Raw genomic sequence first — 15,926 nt, 5'->3', positions numbered from 1 at the left:
CTCTCCCCTTTGGCGGCGCAATATCGCGCGGGCTGCGGGCAGAAGGCAAGCGCTAGACGTGGGCGGCCCGTGCCCAGACCTTCGGGTAAAGCCGCCAGAGCGTGACAGTCCGCGTCCCGTTCAGCACCATCAGCGCGGCCCAGAGCCCGTGGTTCCCGACCAGCGGCACCAGCACCGCCAGCGCCAGAGCATAGACCGCGACCGAGGCGAGCATGGTGCGCAGCATGTCCCCGGTCATCAGCGCGCCGATGAAGATGCCGTCGTAGATCCAGGCCGCGACCCCGATCAGCGGGGCCAGGACCAGCCAGGGCAGGTAGGCGCGGGCGGTCTCGCGCACCTCCGGCGCCGTGGTCATCAGGTCGATGATCCAGGGGCCGGTGACGGCGAAGACCAGCGCCAGCGCCAGCGCCCCGCCAAAGCCCCATTGCATGCAGATGCGCCCGGCGGCCCGGGTGTCCGCCACCGACCTTGCGCCGATGGCCTGGCCGATCAGTGCCTCGGCGGCAAAGGCGAAGCCGTCCAGCGCATAGGCCGTGATCTCCAGGAACTGCATCAGCACCTGGTTCGCCGCCAGCGTCACGTCGCCGAACCGCGCGCCAAGGAAGACGAAACTGGTGAAGGACAGCTGCAAGAGGATCGTCCGAAGCATGATGTCGCGGCTGGCCGAGAACATCCGGCGGATCGCGACGCGATCACCCAGCCGGGCCATCCCCTCGCGGAAGGCGGGGCCGAAGGCATCGCGCGCGAGCCAGAGGCCAAGCGCCAGCCCGGTCAATTCCGCGATCAGCGTCGCCAGCGCCACGCCCGGCACGCCCCAGTGCAGGCCCAGCACGAACCAGAGCGACAGCAGGATGTTCAGCCCGTTCTGCCACAGTTGCAGGACCAGCACCCCCCGCGTCCGCTCCAGCCCGACCAGCCAGCCGGTCAGCGCGTAAAGCGCGATGGTGGCGGGGGCGCCCCAGATGCGGATCGCCAGATAGCCGCGGGCCAGGCTCTCGACCGTCGCGCTGGCCGGGGCGATTCCGAAGGCCGCCCCGAAGAGCAGCGCCTGCGCCATGACCAGCACCAGACCGGAGCCGACGGCGACGATCAGCGCGCGCAAGAGCACCGCCGAGCGTTCGCCCAGGTCGCCCGCCCCCTGCGCCTGTGCGGCCAGGCCCGAGGTCGACATCCGCAGGAAGCCGAAGGCCCAGTAGAGCGTGGCGAGGATCACCGCACCGATGCCCACCGCGCCAAGGCTGGCGGCATCGCCCAGCTGGCCGATGACGGCGGTATCCACCGCGCCCAGCAGCGGCACGGTGGCATTCGACAGCACGATGGGTCCGGCGATCCGCAGGACCCGGCCGTGGGTCATCCCGCTCATTTCGGCTCGGCGGGGGGCATCAGGAAATGCCCGGTGGCCTGCGCGAAGAGGCGCGCGCGATTGTCCTGCCAGGCCTCGACATGGACGGAGGCATAGCGTCGGCCGGAGCGATTGACCCGTGCCCGGGCATAGGCGTCGCGCGGCAGGCCTGCGCGCAGGTAGTCGATGGTGAAGTCGATGGTTTTCGGCAGTCGCAGCGGGCCTTCCGGCAGGGCGCCATCGGCCTCGACTCCGTCCCAGAGCGTGCTCCACGCGAGTTCGATCATCGCGGCGATCTCCAGGAAGGCCGCCGTCGCACCGCCATGCAGCGCGGGCAGACGCGGGTTGCCGATCAGGCTTTCGCTGAAGGGCAGCACGGCGGTCAGCTCGTCGCCGCGCCGGTCGAATTCCACCCCCAGGAAACGGATGTAGGGCACCCCGTCGACCAGGCTGCGCAAAAGCCCCTCGCGGCGCTGCTTCACCACATGAACCGGCTCCGGCGACTTCATCCCTTGCGCTCCACGGTGAAGGCGCCGGTCGCCATCGCCACCGGGCGGGCCTCGTCGTCGTCGGTCGCCACCGCGCGGACAAAGGCCACCGACCGGGTGACATGGTGGCATTCGGCGCGGGTGCGGATGGTCTGGCCGGGCGTCGCCGGGCGCATGTAGTCGATGCGCAAATCCAGCGTCGCGGTGGAAAAGCCCGCCTGCGGATGGCTCATCACCGAGGCCCCGCAGGCCGTGTCCATCAGCGCCGAGACCGCGCCGCCGTGGATCACCCCGGTCGCCGGGTCGCCGATCAGGCGGGGGTCGTAGGGCATGGCGATCGTCGCGCTGCCCTCGGTGATGGCTTCCAGCCGCATCCCCAGCGCGCGGCTGTGCGGCAGGGCCTCGATGAACTGGCGGGCGATGGCTTCGATGTCGGGCATGGGGCCTCCGGTCGCGCATCAAATCGCCGCAACCGGGGGAAGGCAACCCCCCGTCACGGTTGCACCTTGGCAGGTGTCCCCCTAGGCTGGCCCGTGGGAGGACCCGCGCATGACCGAAACCCGCCTCAGCTTCAAGGAAATGTGCGCCCGGTTCGATGTCACCCCGCGCACCCTGCGCTATTACGAGTACATCGAGCTTCTCGCCCCCGAAAAGGAAGGCCGCGCCCGCTATTATGGGCCCCGCGAGGTGGCGCGGATGAAGCTGATCCTGCGCGGCCGCCGCTTCGGCTTTTCGCTGGAGGAGATCCGCCAGTGGCTGCTGATCTACGGCAAGAAGGGTGAACGCCCGCAGCTGGAAGCCTGGCTGCAACTCGCCGACCGGCAACTGCTTGAACTGGAGAAGCAGAAGACCGAGCTTGACGCCTCGATCGCCGACCTGCGCGCCCTGCGCGAGACGGCGGTGCAGGAGATGGGCAAGCTGGACGAGTGATGACGCTGGGTCATGCGCCCGGCGAGCCTGCCCGCGACGCATTGCCACATTTTTGCCGCAATTTCGCCGAACGCGAACAATCATGCCGCATTATCCTTGTTCGGTCAGATAGTGCAGGGTTGATTCAATGGAATTGAAGCGGCACCGTGCGCGTATCGGTTGTGCGGTTTTGGGGGTGATGGCGGTGTGTGCGACGGGTGTTCTTGCCGATCAGCCTGCCCGTTTTTCCTTTTCCTGCAGCGGCAGTGCGCAAGCCGACGCTGCGCGTGTCGCCGATATCTGCGCCGATTTCCTGCAGGCACTGCGCAGCCAGCCCGACCTGTCCGGGGCAGAGTTGCAGGACGCCCCGCTTTCCAGTGGCCCGGGGCTGGAGATCGCGATCACCGCCGCGACCGCGTCGAAGATCGAGGTCATCCCGACCTGGATCGACGCGGGCGGCGGGCGGACCGTCCGGCCCGCGGTCGGATTCCTGACGATGGACACCACCGTGACCCGGCCGAGACGCCTGGCATTCTTCCAGAAACTGCTCGCCGACCTTCCCCGCTAACCCTTCTTTCCAAGGACGCATTGCATGAGTGCCGTTGAAGCCCCTCGCGATCCCTCCAGCCCCAGCGCCGCGCCAAACCCGGGCGATCACTCTGCGGCGCCGGTCTTCACGCTGGACCAGATCGCCAACCAGTTGACCAATGGCTATTGGGAGGGGGGCCAGCAGTACAAGTTCGCGCTGAATGCCACAAGAACGCTGACCTACAACGTCACCGGCCTTTCGGCCAAGGAACAGGCCATCGCGGTTGCCGCCCTCGAGGCCTGGACCGAGGTGACGGGGATCAAGTTCGTCGCCACGACCGCGAAGACCGCGAAGCTGATGTTCGACAACAATGATCCTGACGGCGCCTACGCCTATTCGGACTTCACCGGCAACACGCTCACCCAGTCCTTCATCAACATTCCTGTGAACTGGGCGCCGCTCGATCTGAACAGCTACATGCTGCAGACCTACATGCACGAGATCGGGCATGCCCTGGGCCTGGGTCACGCCGGAAACTACAACGGCGACGCCACATACGGCGTGGACAACCTCTATGACAACGACAGCTGGCTGGCGACGGTCATGTCCTACTTCAGCCAGGAAGATAACACCCAGTCCGCGACCGACAGCTTCGCCTTCACCGCCACGCTGATGCCCGCCGACATCGTCGCGATCCAGAACCTCTATGGCTTCACCGGCGTCACCAATGGCGGCAACTCGGTCTACGGCTACGGCTCGAACGTCGGCGGCTACCTGCAGAAGCTCTTGAACCAGTGGACCGGCTATATCCCGCGCACGGCGGACGGCTACTGGGGCGATCCCATCGCCTTCACCATCTACGATTCAAACGGCACCGACACGATCAACTTCTCGAACTTCTCCGCCAACCAGGAGATCTCGCTTGTCGCGCTGACCTATTCCGACATCGGCGGCCTGGTCGACAACGTGACCATCGCGCGCGGCGTGGTGGTCGAGAATGCCACCTCGGGCGCCGGCAACGACACGCTGACCGGCAATGCCGTGGGCAACATCCTGCGGGCCAATGCCGGGAACGACATCCTGTCCGGCGACCTGGGCAACGACACGCTGTATGGCGGGCTGGGGGATGACACGCTTCTTGGTGGCGACGGCAACGATGCGCTTTACGGCGAGGGCGGCAGCAACACCCTGGATGGCGGCGCGGGCGACGATACCTACTACGTCACCGGCGCTGGCGACAGCGTGACCGAGGCCGAGGGCGGCGGCACCGACACCCTTCGCACCGCGCTGACCAATGCGGTCCTGGGCGACAACATCGAGAACCTGGTTTTCACGTCTGCGCTCGCGTCAACCGGCACCGGCAACGCGCTGGGCAACGCGATCACCGGCGGCAACGGCAGCGACACGCTCTTCGGGCTGGACGGGTTCGATTTCCTCTCCGGTGGCGCGGGGAACGACAGTCTCGACGGCGGCACCGGGGGCGACACGATCTACGGCGGCAGCGGGAACGACACTGGCCTTGGCGGCGATGGTGCCGACCTGCTCTATGGTGGCAGCGGCAATGACAGCCTGACGGGCGGGGCCGGGGCCGACCTGCTCTGGGGCGAGGACGGCAATGACCGGCTTTTCGGCGATGAGGGCGGCGATACGATCACCGGCGGCACCGGCAACGATACGCTCTTTGGCGGCGAGGGGAGCGACAGTCTCGACGGCGGCACCGGCAACGACAGCATGGATGGCGGCGCGGGCGACGACAGCTATGTCGTGAACGCCTCGGGCGACAAGGTGGTCGAGGGGCTGGATGGCGGGATCGACACGGTTCGCACCGCGCTGACGGCTTTCACGCTGGGCGACAACGTCGAAAACCTGGTGCTGACCGCGACCGGATCGGCGACCGGCACCGGCAACGGGCTGGACAACACGATCACCGGCGGCGCCGGGTCGAACAAGCTGTACGGGATGGACGGGTTCGACTTCCTGTTCGGCGGCGGGGGCAGCGACACGATCGATGGCGGAAACGGCGGCGACCAGATCGACGGCGGAATCGGCAACGATTCCATGCTGGGTGGGGCGGGCGACGACCTGATCCTTGGCGGGGCCGGGAACGACAGGCTGTTCGGCGGCACCGAGAACGACCAGCTTTTCGGCGATGCCGGCAACGACCAGCTGGATGGCGAGGACGGCGACGACCTGCTGTCGGGCGGCATCGGCAACGATTCGCTGCTGGGCCGCGCGGGCGACGATGTGCTGGACGGGGGCGAGGGCAACGATACGCTGAACGGCGGGCTGGGTCACGACACCTACACCGGCGGCGCAGGGGTGGACCGCTTTGTCATCAGCAGCGTCGATGTGGCGGATGATTTCTTCGACTTCACCAGCGGGGTCGACAAGGTCGCACTGACGCGGACGGCGCTTGGCCTCTCCTCAACCGCCACGCTGGCCTCGCTGTGGCAGACAGGGCTCGGCCTGCCGGAAAGCTTCGCCGACGGCAAGGCGGTGCTATTCTACGATCAGGATCAGCACACGCTGTTTCTGGACATCGACGGCGGGTCCAGCGCCAACGCCACGGCGCTGTTCACCGTGCAGACGGGTGGCACGCTGGCCGTGACCGACCTGCTCTTTGTCTGACCCGGTTCAGGGGGGCCGCAACGCTGCGGCCCCCCTGCCGGCCCGCATCAATGCGCCAGGAACACCGGCACCTGCGCGTTTTCCAGCATGTCGCGGGTGGCGCCGCCCATGATCGCCTCGCGGAAGCGCGAATGACCGTAGGCGCCCATCACCAGCATGTCGGCGTTCACGTCGCGGGCGTGGCGTGCGAGAACTTCCGAGATTCGGGGCAGGGTGCGCGCCAGCACCGAGACTTCGGCCCGAACGCCGTGCCGCACCAGAAGCTGACAGAGCTGCCCGCCAGGGTCCGACCGTTCCGGCCCGTGGGCAGGGGGATCGATGACCACGATCTGCACCATCTCGGCCCGTTTCAGGAAGGGCATCGCCCGGCGCGCGGCCACCAGAGCCTCGCGGCTCTGGTTCCAGGCCAGCACGATCCGCTTCGGCTGCGCCGTCGCCATGCCTCCGGGCGGGACCACCAGCACCGGCGTCATGCCTTCGAACAGTGCGGCCTCGGTGATGGCCTCGTCCTCGACGCCGCGGCCCTTGCCATAGGGCAGGTGCAGGACGACGAGGTCGCTGTAGCGTGCCCGGGCGGCGACGACATCGGTCAGCGCGCCCAACTGGGTCACCACCGATTCGACCGAGGACCGCAGCGTCGGCACCTGGGCCCCGATGGCCGCGTTCAGCGCCGCCTCGGTCTCGCGCGCCTCGCCCTCGGCCCGGTCCATCGCGGCGGCGATCACCACCGCGCCCGAGCCGACATAGGAATAGCCAACCTGGGTCCGGTCGACGCCAAGCGCCAGGGCGTCAAGATGCGCATCCATCGCCGTGGCGATCTGGGCCGCGGCGGTGACGGTGCCAAGCACGCCCTCGGGCGAGCAGGCCACCGTCAGGAGGGACTTGTAAGCCATGATCATCTCCCTTGAAAATCCGTAGTATAGCATGCCTGCTGCGAATCCGTCCGCCTTGACCGAGGTCAATTCGCGTTGAGGTTCGGGTTGACCCAGATCAAGGCGCCGGGTTGCGCTGCACCGCAGAAGTCGCAGTGTCGAAGAGTGTGGCTGCCGCGTCCGAATCATTTCGGGCGCGCTTGATTGCACGAGACAGGACGAAGGGACGCTAACCATGTGGGATTACCTAAAACTGGCCGGGCTTGGCCTCGTCGCGGTCTGCGCTGCGATCGCGGCCAACTACGCCCATGACCTGGCCTACCAGGTCAACGCGATTACCGTGATGCTTGCCGCAGGCATCGCCTTTCTGTGGGTGGTGCGGTCGGCGGGAGATCCGAAGCCGAACCTGCAGCACGAATATTTCGACAGCGTGATCCGCGCCGGCGCGATCGCCACCGCCTTCTGGGGCGCCGTCGGCTTCCTGGTGGGGGTCGTCATCGCGCTGCAGCTCGCCTTCCCGCAGTTGAACTTCGAGTTCCTGCAGGGCTATGGCAACTTCGGACGCCTGCGTCCCCTGCACACCAGCGCGGTGATCTTCGCCTTCTGCGGCAACGCGCTGATCATGTCATCGTTCTATGTCGTCCAGCGCACCTGTGCGACCCGGCTGTTCGGGGGTAGCCTGGGCTGGTTCGTGTTCTGGGGCTGGCAGCTGGTCATCGTCCTGGCCGCGTCGGGCTATGTGCTTGGCGCGACGCAAAGCAAGGAATACGCCGAGCCGGTCTGGTACGTCGACGTGCTGATCACCGTGGTCTGGGTCGCCTATCTGGTGGCGTTCATGGGCACGCTGGTGAAGCGGAAAGAACCGCACATCTATGTCGCCAACTGGTTCTACCTGTCCTTCATCATCACCATCGCGATGCTGCACATCATCAACAACCTGGCGATCCCGGTGTCGATCTTCTCCAGCGCGTCGGTGCAACTTACCGCAGGCGTACAGGACGCGATGATCCAGTGGTGGTACGGCCACAACGCCGTGGGCTTCTTCCTGACCGCGGGCTTCCTGGGGATGATGTACTACTTCGTCCCGAAACAGATCGAACGCCCGGTCTACAGCTACAAGCTGTCGATCATCCACTTCTGGGCGCTGATCTTCCTGTACATCTGGGCCGGTCCGCACCACCTGCACTACACCGCCCTTCCCGACTGGGCCGCGACGCTTGGCATGGTGATGTCGGTCATCCTGTGGATGCCGTCGTGGGGCGGCATGATCAACGGGCTGATGACGCTGTCGGGCGCCTGGGACAAGCTGCGCACCGACCCGATCATCCGCATGATGGTCGTCTCGATCGGCTTCTACGGCATGTCGACCTTCGAAGGCCCGATGATGTCGATCAGGGCGGTGAACTCGCTGTCGCACTACACCGACTGGACCATCGGCCACGTCCATTCCGGCGCCTTGGGCTGGAACGGGATGATCACCTTCGGCGTGCTCTACTACCTGGTGCCGCGGCTGTGGAACCGCGAAGGGCTCTACTCGCTGAAACTGGTCAGCTGGCACTTCTGGCTCGCCACCATCGGCATCGTGCTCTACGCCTCGTCGATGTGGGTCACGGGCATCATGGAAGGCCTGATGTGGCGTGAAGTGGATGCGAACGGCTTCCTGGTGAACGCCTTCGCCGACACGGTTGCCGCGAAATTCCCGATGTATGTGGTGCGGGCTGCCGGTGGCGGGCTGTTCCTCACGGGCGCGCTGATCATGTGCTGGAACCTCTGGATGACCGTTCGCGCCCAGCCCGCCCGGGCCACGCAGAACTCGGCCGTTCCGGCAGAATAAGGAAACGGAATCATGGCTTTTCTTGACAAGCACAAGGTCATCGAGACCAACGCGACCCTCCTGATGATCCTCAGCCTTCTGGTCGTGACCATCGGCGGAATCGTGCAGATCGTGCCGCTCTTCTACCTCGAGAACACGATCGAGAAGGTGGAAGGCATGCGTCCCTACACGCCGCTGGAACTCACGGGTCGGTCGATCTACATCCGCGAGGGCTGCTACAACTGCCACAGCCAGATGATCCGCCCGATGCGGGACGAGGTCGAACGCTATGGCCACTACAGCCTCGCGGCCGAGTCGATGTATGACCGGCCGTTCCAGTGGGGGTCGAAGCGCACCGGGCCTGACCTGGCGCGCGTCGGCGGGCGCTATTCCGACGAATGGCACCAGGACCACTTCACCAATGCGAAGTCGGTCGTGCCGGAATCGGTGATGCCGCCCTATGGCTTCCTGGCGAACAACGTCATCGACGGGAAGTACATCCAGGGCTTGCTGGAAACCGACCGGATGGCTGGCGTGCCCTATACCGACGCGATGGTGGAAAACGCGCTGGCCGACTTCACCGCCCAGGCCGACCCGAATGCCGACAGCTCGGGCCTGACGGACCGCTACACCTGGAAGGAAGAGAACGGCGCCGTCGTGCAGACCTTCCCGAAGACGATCAACATCCGCAACTTCGACGGCCAGCCTGAGCTGACCGAGATGGACGCACTGATCGCCTATATCCAGGTGCTGGGCACGATGGTCGACTTCTCGACCTTCACCCCGGTGGCGAACCGGTAAGGGGGGGAGCGATGGAAACCTATTCCTTCCTGCGCCACCTGGCCGACAGCTGGTTCCTGCTGGGGATGTCGCTGGGGTTCCTTGGGCTCTGCGTCTGGGCCTTCCGGCCCGGCGCAAGGTCCGCCCACCAGGATGTCGCCACCTCGATCTTCCGCAACGACGACCATCCTGCGGACGATCAACCTGCCCAACTTCGTAAGGAGGCGTAAGGCCATGTGTGCCAAGCCATTGAAAAAGGAACCCCGGCAGGTGGAAACGACCGGCCACAGCTGGGACGGCATCCAGGAATACGACAACCCGATGCCGCGCTGGTGGGTCTGGGTGTTCTATGCGACGATCATCTGGGGCATCGGCTATACCATCGCCTATCCGGCCTGGCCGCTGATCCACGAGGCGACGCCCGGACTGCTTGGGGCCAGCACCCGCGCCGACGTCGAGGTCGAGATCGCAGCGGTCGACAAGGCCAACGCGGCCATCAAGGACAAGCTGGTCGCCGCGGACCTGAACGCGATCGGGGCCGACCCGGAGCTTGCGGGCTATGCCGAACGCGCCGGGGCTGCGGTCTTCCGCACCAATTGCGCGCAGTGCCACGGGTCGGGTGCGGCGGGCGTTGTCGGCAAGGGCTATCCCAACCTCCTGGACGACGACTGGCTCTGGGGCGGCACGATGGAGGACATCCATACGACCGTCACCCACGGCATCCGCAACACCACCGACGCGGACGCCCGCTACTCGGAAATGCCGAAGTTCGGCACCGACGGCATCCTGGACGAAACCCAGATTGCCCAGGTCGCGGAACATGTGCTGGCCATCTCGGGGCAAGAGCATGACGCGGCGCTGGCGGCGGAAGGTGCGACCGTCTTCGCCGACAACTGCGCCGCCTGCCACATGGAAGACGGCAAGGGCGACCGGACCCAGGGCGCGCCGAACCTGACCGACGCGATCTGGCTTTACGGCGGCTCGCGCGAGAAGATCATCGAGACGGTGACCAAGGCCCGCTTCGGCGTCATGCCGAACTGGAACCAGCGCCTGAGCGAAGACGAGATTCGCGCAGTGTCCTACTATGTCCACAGCCGTGGTGGTGGCGAGTGATCACTATTGACGAGTGATCACGGGTAACGAGTGTTCGGAAAGGGGGTCTTCGGACCCCCTTTCTTCGTTTCCGGGCGCGGGTCTTACCCCATCGAGCTGCCGCGCACGGCCCGGTCCTTGGCGCGCCGCCGGTCGACGCCGTTGATCCAGATCACCAGGCCGACGCCGGTGGCGATATAGACCGCCCCGGCCAGAAACACGATCTCGCCCGGGATCGGGCCGATGTCCGCCCGGTTGAGAAAGCCCGGCCAGGACGTCGCCGGGAAGGGGTGGACGATCAGCTTGCCGGTATAGGCGACCGCCTGGATCAGCAGGATCCACAGGTAGTTCGACCGGACCCGGCGCGCGATCGCGACGGCATAGCTGACGTGGTACTGCGGGTTCCGGTAGTCATTGGCCAGGACCGATTGCCAGTCCTGTTCGGTGTGCAGGTCGCCGTCCATCAACATGGGCACATAGAAATGCCGCTCGATCCAGCGGGCCCTTGCACGCCAGACATTGAAGAACCGGTAGCGGCGCGCTTCCAGCGACAGGAAGAACAGGATCAGCACTCCGACCAGCACCAGCGGCAGGGGCGATGCGCCGGGAGAGGAATAGGTGATCGACAGCGCCACGCCCAGGGTGACGACCGACCAGTTCGTCGTGGTGTCCAGCCGGGTGCGCCAGACCGTGCTGCGATAGACCTCGCCCCGGTAAAGATGGGCCAGCGCCCCGATTTCCGCAGCCGAGAATTCCTCGCTCGTCGCCGCCTTGCGCTTCACGGTCATTGCGCCCTCCCCTCGCTCCCGTTGGAAAAGCATGGCAGGGTGGCCGCGTCCGGTCAAAGTCGACGTGACGCCCGGGATCACGCCGATTTGCGCTGCATTGCCGCATTCCACCCGCGCGGCCCGGTTTATAATTGATACAGGTCAAGGTCGGTCCGCCCGGAATGACCGATTGCAGGCAGGATGATAGACTGGCCCCGTCCAGTGAAGGAGAGCCCGTGTCCACCCCAGACTCCGAACCCAGCCTCTACGCCGCGCGCGAGCCGATCTTCCCGCGCCGGGTGAAAGGCACCTTCCGCACGCTGAAGTGGTGGATCATGGGCATCACCCTCGGCATCTACTACCTCACCCCCTGGCTGCGCTGGGACCGCGGTCCCTCGCTGCCTGACCAGGCCGTGCTGGTCGACCTCGCGAACCGTCGCTTCTTCTTCTTCATGATCGAGATATGGCCGCACGAATTCTACTTCGTCGCAGGCCTTCTCATCATGGCAGGCCTCGGCCTCTTCCTCTTCACCTCCGCCGCCGGGCGGGTCTGGTGCGGATATGCCTGCCCGCAGACGGTCTGGACCGACCTCTTCATCCTGGTCGAACGCTGGATCGAGGGCGACCGCAACGCCCGCGTCCGCCTCTACAAGCAGAAATGGGACGCCGAGAAGATCCGCAAGCGCGCGATCAAGTGGACCGTCTGGTTCCTGATCGGCCTGGCCACCGGCGGCGCCTGGATCTTCTACTTCACCGACGCGCCCACGCTCCTGCGTGACCTCGTCACCGGCCAGGCCCACCCCGTCGCCTACATCACCATGCTGATCCTGACCGCCACCACCTTCTTCTTCGGCGGCTTCGCGCGGGAACAGATCTGCATCTACGCCTGCCCCTGGCCCCGCATCCAGGCCGCGATGGTGGACGAGGACACGCTGACCATCGCCTACCGCGACTGGCGGGGAGAGCCGCGCGGCAAGCAGAACGTCGCGGGCAACGGCGACTGCATCGATTGCATGGCCTGCGTCAACGTCTGCCCGATGGGCATCGACATCCGCGACGGCCAGCAGATGGCCTGCATCACCTGCGGCCTCTGCATCGACGCCTGCAACGACGTGATGGACAAGATCGGCAAGCCGCGCGACCTGATCGGCTACCTCGCCCTCACCGACGAAACCCGCGAACGCGCGGGCCAGCCGCCGAAAAGCGTGTGGAGCCACGTCTTCCGCCCCCGCACCGTGCTGTACACCGTGCTCTGGGCCGGGGTCGGCGTCGGCCTCATCGTCGCGCTCTTCCTGCGCTCGCCCATCGACCTGAACGTGACCCCGGTGAGGAACCCGACCTTCGTCACCCTCTCCGACGGCTCGATCCGCAACGCCTATGACATCCGGCTGCGCAACATGCACGGCACCGACGCCCAGTTCGCGGTCTCGGTCACCTCCGACGCGGCGGTGACTCTCGCGCTGGAAGGCAAGGACGGGTTGACCGTCACTGTTCCCGCCAACGAGACCATGTCGCAGCGCATCTACCTCACCGCCGCTCCCGGCACCCGCGCCGCCGAGGACGACCGGACCGACGTGCGAATCTGGGTCGAGGAACTTGGCACCACCAACCGGGTGGACCATGATACGATCTTCAATGGAAAGGAGGAGGGCAATGGCTGAGCTGACCGGCAAGCATGTCTTCGCAATCACCGCCAGCGCCTTCGCGGTGATCATCGGGGTCAACGTCCTTCTCGCCGTCAAGGCGGTCTCGACCTTCCCGGGGCTCGAAGTCGAGAACTCCTATGTCGCGGGACAGGACTTCAACGAACGCAAGGCCGCGCAGCTGGCGCTGGGTTGGGTCATGGTTCCGGGCTACGAAAACGGAAAGATGACCCTCGCCTTCACCGGAAGCGACGGGCTGCCGGTGGCGGTCGGCGATCTCCAGGTCCTCGTCGGCCGCACGACCGAAGCCAAGGATGACACGAACCCGGTCTTCGCGCGCGACGGCGATCTCTATGCTGCCGATGTGGCGCTTGGCCGGGGCAAGTGGATGGTGAAAGTCACCGCGCGCTCTGCCGACGGGACACTCTTCGAACAGCGCTCCGAGCTTTATGTGAAGGGCTGACGGATGGCATTGGCCGAAGACTTCGCGGACACCCGCGCCCCGGTTTCGGCCTGCCCGGCCTGCGTCGTCGTCCCTGCCGCCGAACGCATCGCCGCCCTTCGGGCCGACCGCGCCGGCCGCATCGTGTTGTCGCTGCCGAACGCGGGCGGCGCGCAATCGATCTCCACGGTCGAGGCCGCCGTGCAGGCCGTGCCCGGCGTGATCTCGGCCCGGGTGAACCTGACCCTGAAGCGCGTCTCGGTCGAGGCCGAACCCTCCGTCACCGCGGCCCAGCTGATCGCGGTGCTGGAGGGCCAGGGCCAGGAAGCGCACGAGCTTGACCCCGGCCTCCTCTCCGTCACCGAGACCGACCGGCAGGGACGCGAACTCCTCATGCGCCTCGGCGTCGCCTTCTTCTCGATGATGAACGTGATGCTCCTCTCGATCGCCGTCTGGTCCGGGGCCGAGGCCGCGACGCGCGACCTGTTCCACTGGATTTCCGGCGCCATTGCCTTGCCGACGGTGATCTTCGTCGGCCAGCCCTTCTTCAAATCCGCCTGGGCCAGCCTCCGGCAAGGCAAGCTCGGCATGGACGTGCCGATCTCGCTGGCCCTGATCCTCGCCTCCTCGATCTCGGTCTATGAGACCGCGATGTCCGGCCACCACGCCTATTTCGACGCCGCCGTGATGCTGGCCTTCTTCCTGCTTCTGGGGCGCTACCTCGATCACCGCACCCGCGCTGTCGCCCGGTCGGCGGCGGAGGAACTGGCCGCGCTGGAAGTCCCCCGCGCGATCCTGCTGGTCGACGGGACGGAAGTCGAAATGCCCATCGCCGAGGTCCAGCCCGGCGACCACGTCCTCGTCCGCCCCGGCGCGCGGATGCCGGTCGATGGCATCGTCCTTCACGGCGCCTCGGAACTGGACCGCAGTCTTCTCACCGGCGAAAGCCTGCCCGTCCCGGCGGGTGAGGGCACCGTGGTCAGCGCGGGCGAGGTCAACCTGACCGGCCCCCTGACGGTGCAGGTCACCGCCGCAGGCAAGGACTCGAGCCTCCACCGCATGGCCGACCTCGTGGCCGTAGCCGAGGGCGCGAAGACCCGCTACACCAGCCTCGCCGACCGCGCCTCGCGGCTCTACTCGCCGCTCGTGCATATCCTCTCATTCAGCGCTTTCGGCTACTGGATGTGGGCGACCGGCGGCGACGTGCGCTATGCGATCAACATCTCCGCCGCCGTGCTGATCATCACCTGCCCCTGCGCGCTTGGCCTTGCGGTTCCGGCGGTGATCACCTCCGCCTCCGGGCGGCTGTTCCGCAAGGGACTCCTCATCAAGCACGGCACCGCGCTGGAGCGTCTGGCCGAGGTCGATACCGTCGTCTTCGACAAGACCGGCACCCTGACCCTCGGCGCGCCCGAACCCGTGGCGCTGGCAGACCAGCCCCGCGAAGCGGTGGCCGTCGCAGCCGCCCTCGCCGCGGGCTCCTCGCACCCGCTGGCCCGCGCGCTGGCCGATGGCGCGCGCACCCTGGGCATCGCGCCCGCCGAGGTGACCGACATCCGCGAAGTCCCCGGCCAGGGTATCGAAGGTGCCTATCACGGCACCCGCGTCCGCCTTGGCCGCGCCGATTGGTGCGGCGCCGATCCGCTGCCGATGACCGCGACCTACCTGTCCATTTCAGGCGCACCCGCATCCCCGAGCGCCTCCCCTCCCCCTCGTGGGGAGGGGCCGGGGGTGGGGGGCCGCCCCCAATCACAGACCCACGCCTTCGCCTTCACCGACCGCCTCCGCCCCGGCGCGGAAGCCGCCGTCAAGGCGCTGAAAGCCGCCGGGATGCAGGTCGAGCTGCTGTCCGGCGACGCCGCCGCCCCGGTGCAGGACCTTGCCGACCGACTGGGCATCGCGTGTTGGCAGGCCGGAGTCCTCCCCGCCGAAAAGGCCGCCCGCGTCGCCGCGCTGTCAGCCGAGGGCCGCAAGGTCCTGATGGTCGGCGACGGGCTGAACGACACCGCCGCCCTCGCCGCCGCCCATGTCTCGATCTCCCCCGCTTCCGCTTTGGACGCTGCCCGCGTGGCCTCCGACATCGTGCTTCTGGGGCAGGACATCGCCCCCATCGCCGACGCGGTGCGGATCGGCCGCCAGTCCGCCCGCAGGATGATCGAGAACTTCCTGATCTCCGGCGGCTACAACATCATTGCCGTGCCGCTGGCCCTCATCGGCCACGCCACGCCGCTTGCCGCCGCGCTGGCCATGTCCCTCTCCTCGATCACCGTGTCCCTGAACGCTATGAGACTGAAGTGACGGGTCGGCTGACGTAATGCAAATCCTCACGCTCCTGATCCCGGCCTCGCTCCTCCTCGGCGGCATCGGCCTCGCCGCCTTCCTCTGGGCGATGCGTACCAAGCAGTTCGATGACCCCGAAGGCGACGCGAACCGCATCCTGACGAAGGATTGGGACGACAAGCCGAAGCCCTGAGCCCCCCCGTAGCAACTGTCTTTCACGCGGCCCGTTTCAGGTGGTCTGTGTGGTCGCGCATCATTGCGTTGAGGATGGTGAGGAGCTTTCTGGCGCAGGCGGTGATGGCGAGTTTCGCGGGTTTTCCGGTGGCTTCGAGGCGGGTTCG

Annotated in this window: 16 protein-coding genes and 1 pseudogene; 11 read left to right on the top strand and 6 right to left on the bottom strand. The window is 66.7% G+C overall.

Annotation, left to right across the window (positions count from 1 at the left end):
* Positions 1-52: 52 nt before the first annotated feature.
* Genes ACE3P6_RS05350 through ACE3P6_RS05340 form a run of 3 tightly spaced genes read right to left on the bottom strand, consistent with a single transcriptional unit; the run spans position 53 to position 2,270 of the window.
* Positions 53-1,363: an MATE family efflux transporter gene (locus ACE3P6_RS05350; protein WP_374392386.1), complete on the bottom strand. Its 1,311-nt coding sequence runs from the start codon at positions 1,361-1,363 to the stop codon at positions 53-55.
* Positions 1,360-1,851: a PaaI family thioesterase gene (locus ACE3P6_RS05345; RefSeq protein WP_374392383.1), complete on the bottom strand. Its 492-nt coding sequence runs from the start codon at positions 1,849-1,851 to the stop codon at positions 1,360-1,362. The genes ACE3P6_RS05350 and ACE3P6_RS05345 overlap by 4 nt, the downstream gene beginning before the upstream one ends.
* The gene (locus ACE3P6_RS05340; protein WP_374392381.1) at positions 1,848-2,270 is read right to left on the bottom strand and encodes a PaaI family thioesterase; all 423 of its coding nucleotides are present in this window, start codon (positions 2,268-2,270) and stop codon (positions 1,848-1,850) included. Before ACE3P6_RS05340 ends, ACE3P6_RS05345 begins: the two co-directional genes overlap by 4 nt.
* Positions 2,271-2,379: 109 nt before the next feature.
* On the opposite strand from ACE3P6_RS05340, the gene ACE3P6_RS05335 reads away from it, so the two are divergent.
* The 3 genes from ACE3P6_RS05335 to ACE3P6_RS05325 all read left to right on the top strand — a co-directional run bounded on the left by ACE3P6_RS05335 (position 2,380) and on the right by ACE3P6_RS05325 (position 5,896).
* A complete protein-coding gene (locus ACE3P6_RS05335; protein WP_374392379.1) occupies positions 2,380-2,760 on the top strand; it encodes a MerR family DNA-binding transcriptional regulator in 381 nt (126 codons plus the stop codon).
* Positions 2,761-2,887: 127 nt separating this feature from the next.
* Entirely contained in the window at positions 2,888-3,307 is a 420-nt protein-coding gene (locus ACE3P6_RS05330; RefSeq protein WP_374392376.1) for a hypothetical protein, read from the top strand.
* Positions 3,308-3,331: 24 nt separating this feature from the next.
* Complete coding sequence (locus tag ACE3P6_RS05325) at positions 3,332-5,896, top strand: M10 family metallopeptidase (protein ID WP_374392374.1); 2,565 nt, start codon at positions 3,332-3,334, stop codon at positions 5,894-5,896.
* Positions 5,897-5,943: 47 nt separating this feature from the next.
* Here ACE3P6_RS05325 and ACE3P6_RS05320 read toward each other — a convergent pair whose 3' ends face one another.
* On the bottom strand, positions 5,944-6,789 hold the full coding sequence (locus tag ACE3P6_RS05320) for a universal stress protein (protein ID WP_374372160.1): 846 nt from the start codon (positions 6,787-6,789) through the stop codon (positions 5,944-5,946).
* Between the two features lie 214 nt (positions 6,790-7,003).
* Here ACE3P6_RS05320 and ccoN point away from each other — a divergent pair, with 214 nt between their 5' ends.
* From ccoN to ccoP, 4 genes are read left to right on the top strand one after another with little or no spacing between them, the layout of a single operon-like run.
* Complete coding sequence (gene ccoN / locus ACE3P6_RS05315) at positions 7,004-8,602, top strand: cytochrome-c oxidase, cbb3-type subunit I (RefSeq protein WP_374372158.1); 1,599 nt, start codon at positions 7,004-7,006, stop codon at positions 8,600-8,602.
* Positions 8,603-8,614: 12 nt separating this feature from the next.
* Positions 8,615-9,382: a cytochrome-c oxidase, cbb3-type subunit II gene (ccoO, locus tag ACE3P6_RS05310; RefSeq protein ID WP_374372155.1), complete on the top strand. Its 768-nt coding sequence runs from the start codon at positions 8,615-8,617 to the stop codon at positions 9,380-9,382.
* 11 nt (positions 9,383-9,393) lie between these two features.
* Positions 9,394-9,591, top strand: a complete 198-nt coding sequence (locus ACE3P6_RS05305) for a cbb3-type cytochrome c oxidase subunit 3 (protein ID WP_374372152.1) — start codon at positions 9,394-9,396, stop codon at positions 9,589-9,591.
* Between the two features lie 4 nt (positions 9,592-9,595).
* The gene (ccoP, locus tag ACE3P6_RS05300; RefSeq protein WP_374372149.1) at positions 9,596-10,474 is read left to right on the top strand and encodes a cytochrome-c oxidase, cbb3-type subunit III; all 879 of its coding nucleotides are present in this window, start codon (positions 9,596-9,598) and stop codon (positions 10,472-10,474) included.
* A gap of 83 nt (positions 10,475-10,557) precedes the next feature.
* Here ccoP and ACE3P6_RS05295 read toward each other — a convergent pair whose 3' ends face one another.
* Positions 10,558-11,241 carry a DUF2270 domain-containing protein gene (locus ACE3P6_RS05295; protein WP_374392371.1) on the bottom strand — a complete coding sequence of 228 codons (684 nt, stop codon included), beginning with the start codon at positions 11,239-11,241 and terminating at the stop codon, positions 10,558-10,560.
* 215 nt (positions 11,242-11,456) lie between these two features.
* Here ACE3P6_RS05295 and ccoG point away from each other — a divergent pair, with 215 nt between their 5' ends.
* Genes ccoG through ccoS form a run of 4 tightly spaced genes read left to right on the top strand, consistent with a single transcriptional unit; the run spans position 11,457 to position 15,778 of the window.
* Positions 11,457-12,881, top strand: a complete 1,425-nt coding sequence (ccoG, locus tag ACE3P6_RS05290) for a cytochrome c oxidase accessory protein CcoG (protein WP_374372144.1) — start codon at positions 11,457-11,459, stop codon at positions 12,879-12,881.
* Positions 12,874-13,326 (top strand): FixH family protein, encoded by a 453-nt coding sequence (locus tag ACE3P6_RS05285; protein WP_374372141.1) that lies wholly within the window; start codon positions 12,874-12,876, stop codon positions 13,324-13,326. Before ccoG ends, ACE3P6_RS05285 begins: the two co-directional genes overlap by 8 nt.
* 3 nt (positions 13,327-13,329) lie before the next feature.
* The gene (locus tag ACE3P6_RS05280) at positions 13,330-15,603 is read left to right on the top strand and encodes a heavy metal translocating P-type ATPase (protein WP_374392368.1); all 2,274 of its coding nucleotides are present in this window, start codon (positions 13,330-13,332) and stop codon (positions 15,601-15,603) included.
* A 16-nt stretch (positions 15,604-15,619) separates the two neighbouring features.
* Complete coding sequence (ccoS, locus tag ACE3P6_RS05275) at positions 15,620-15,778, top strand: cbb3-type cytochrome oxidase assembly protein CcoS (protein WP_374392365.1); 159 nt, start codon at positions 15,620-15,622, stop codon at positions 15,776-15,778.
* A 22-nt stretch (positions 15,779-15,800) separates the two neighbouring features.
* On the opposite strand, the pseudogene ACE3P6_RS05270 reads toward ccoS, so the two are convergent.
* Positions 15,801-15,926: pseudogene (locus ACE3P6_RS05270) on the bottom strand (IS110 family transposase); the annotation flags it as partial.

It is taken from the genome of Tabrizicola sp. (assembly GCF_041911175.1).
Taxonomy (GTDB): domain Bacteria; phylum Pseudomonadota; class Alphaproteobacteria; order Rhodobacterales; family Rhodobacteraceae; genus Tabrizicola.
This window is presented reverse-complemented; position numbering and strand designations above follow the sequence as displayed.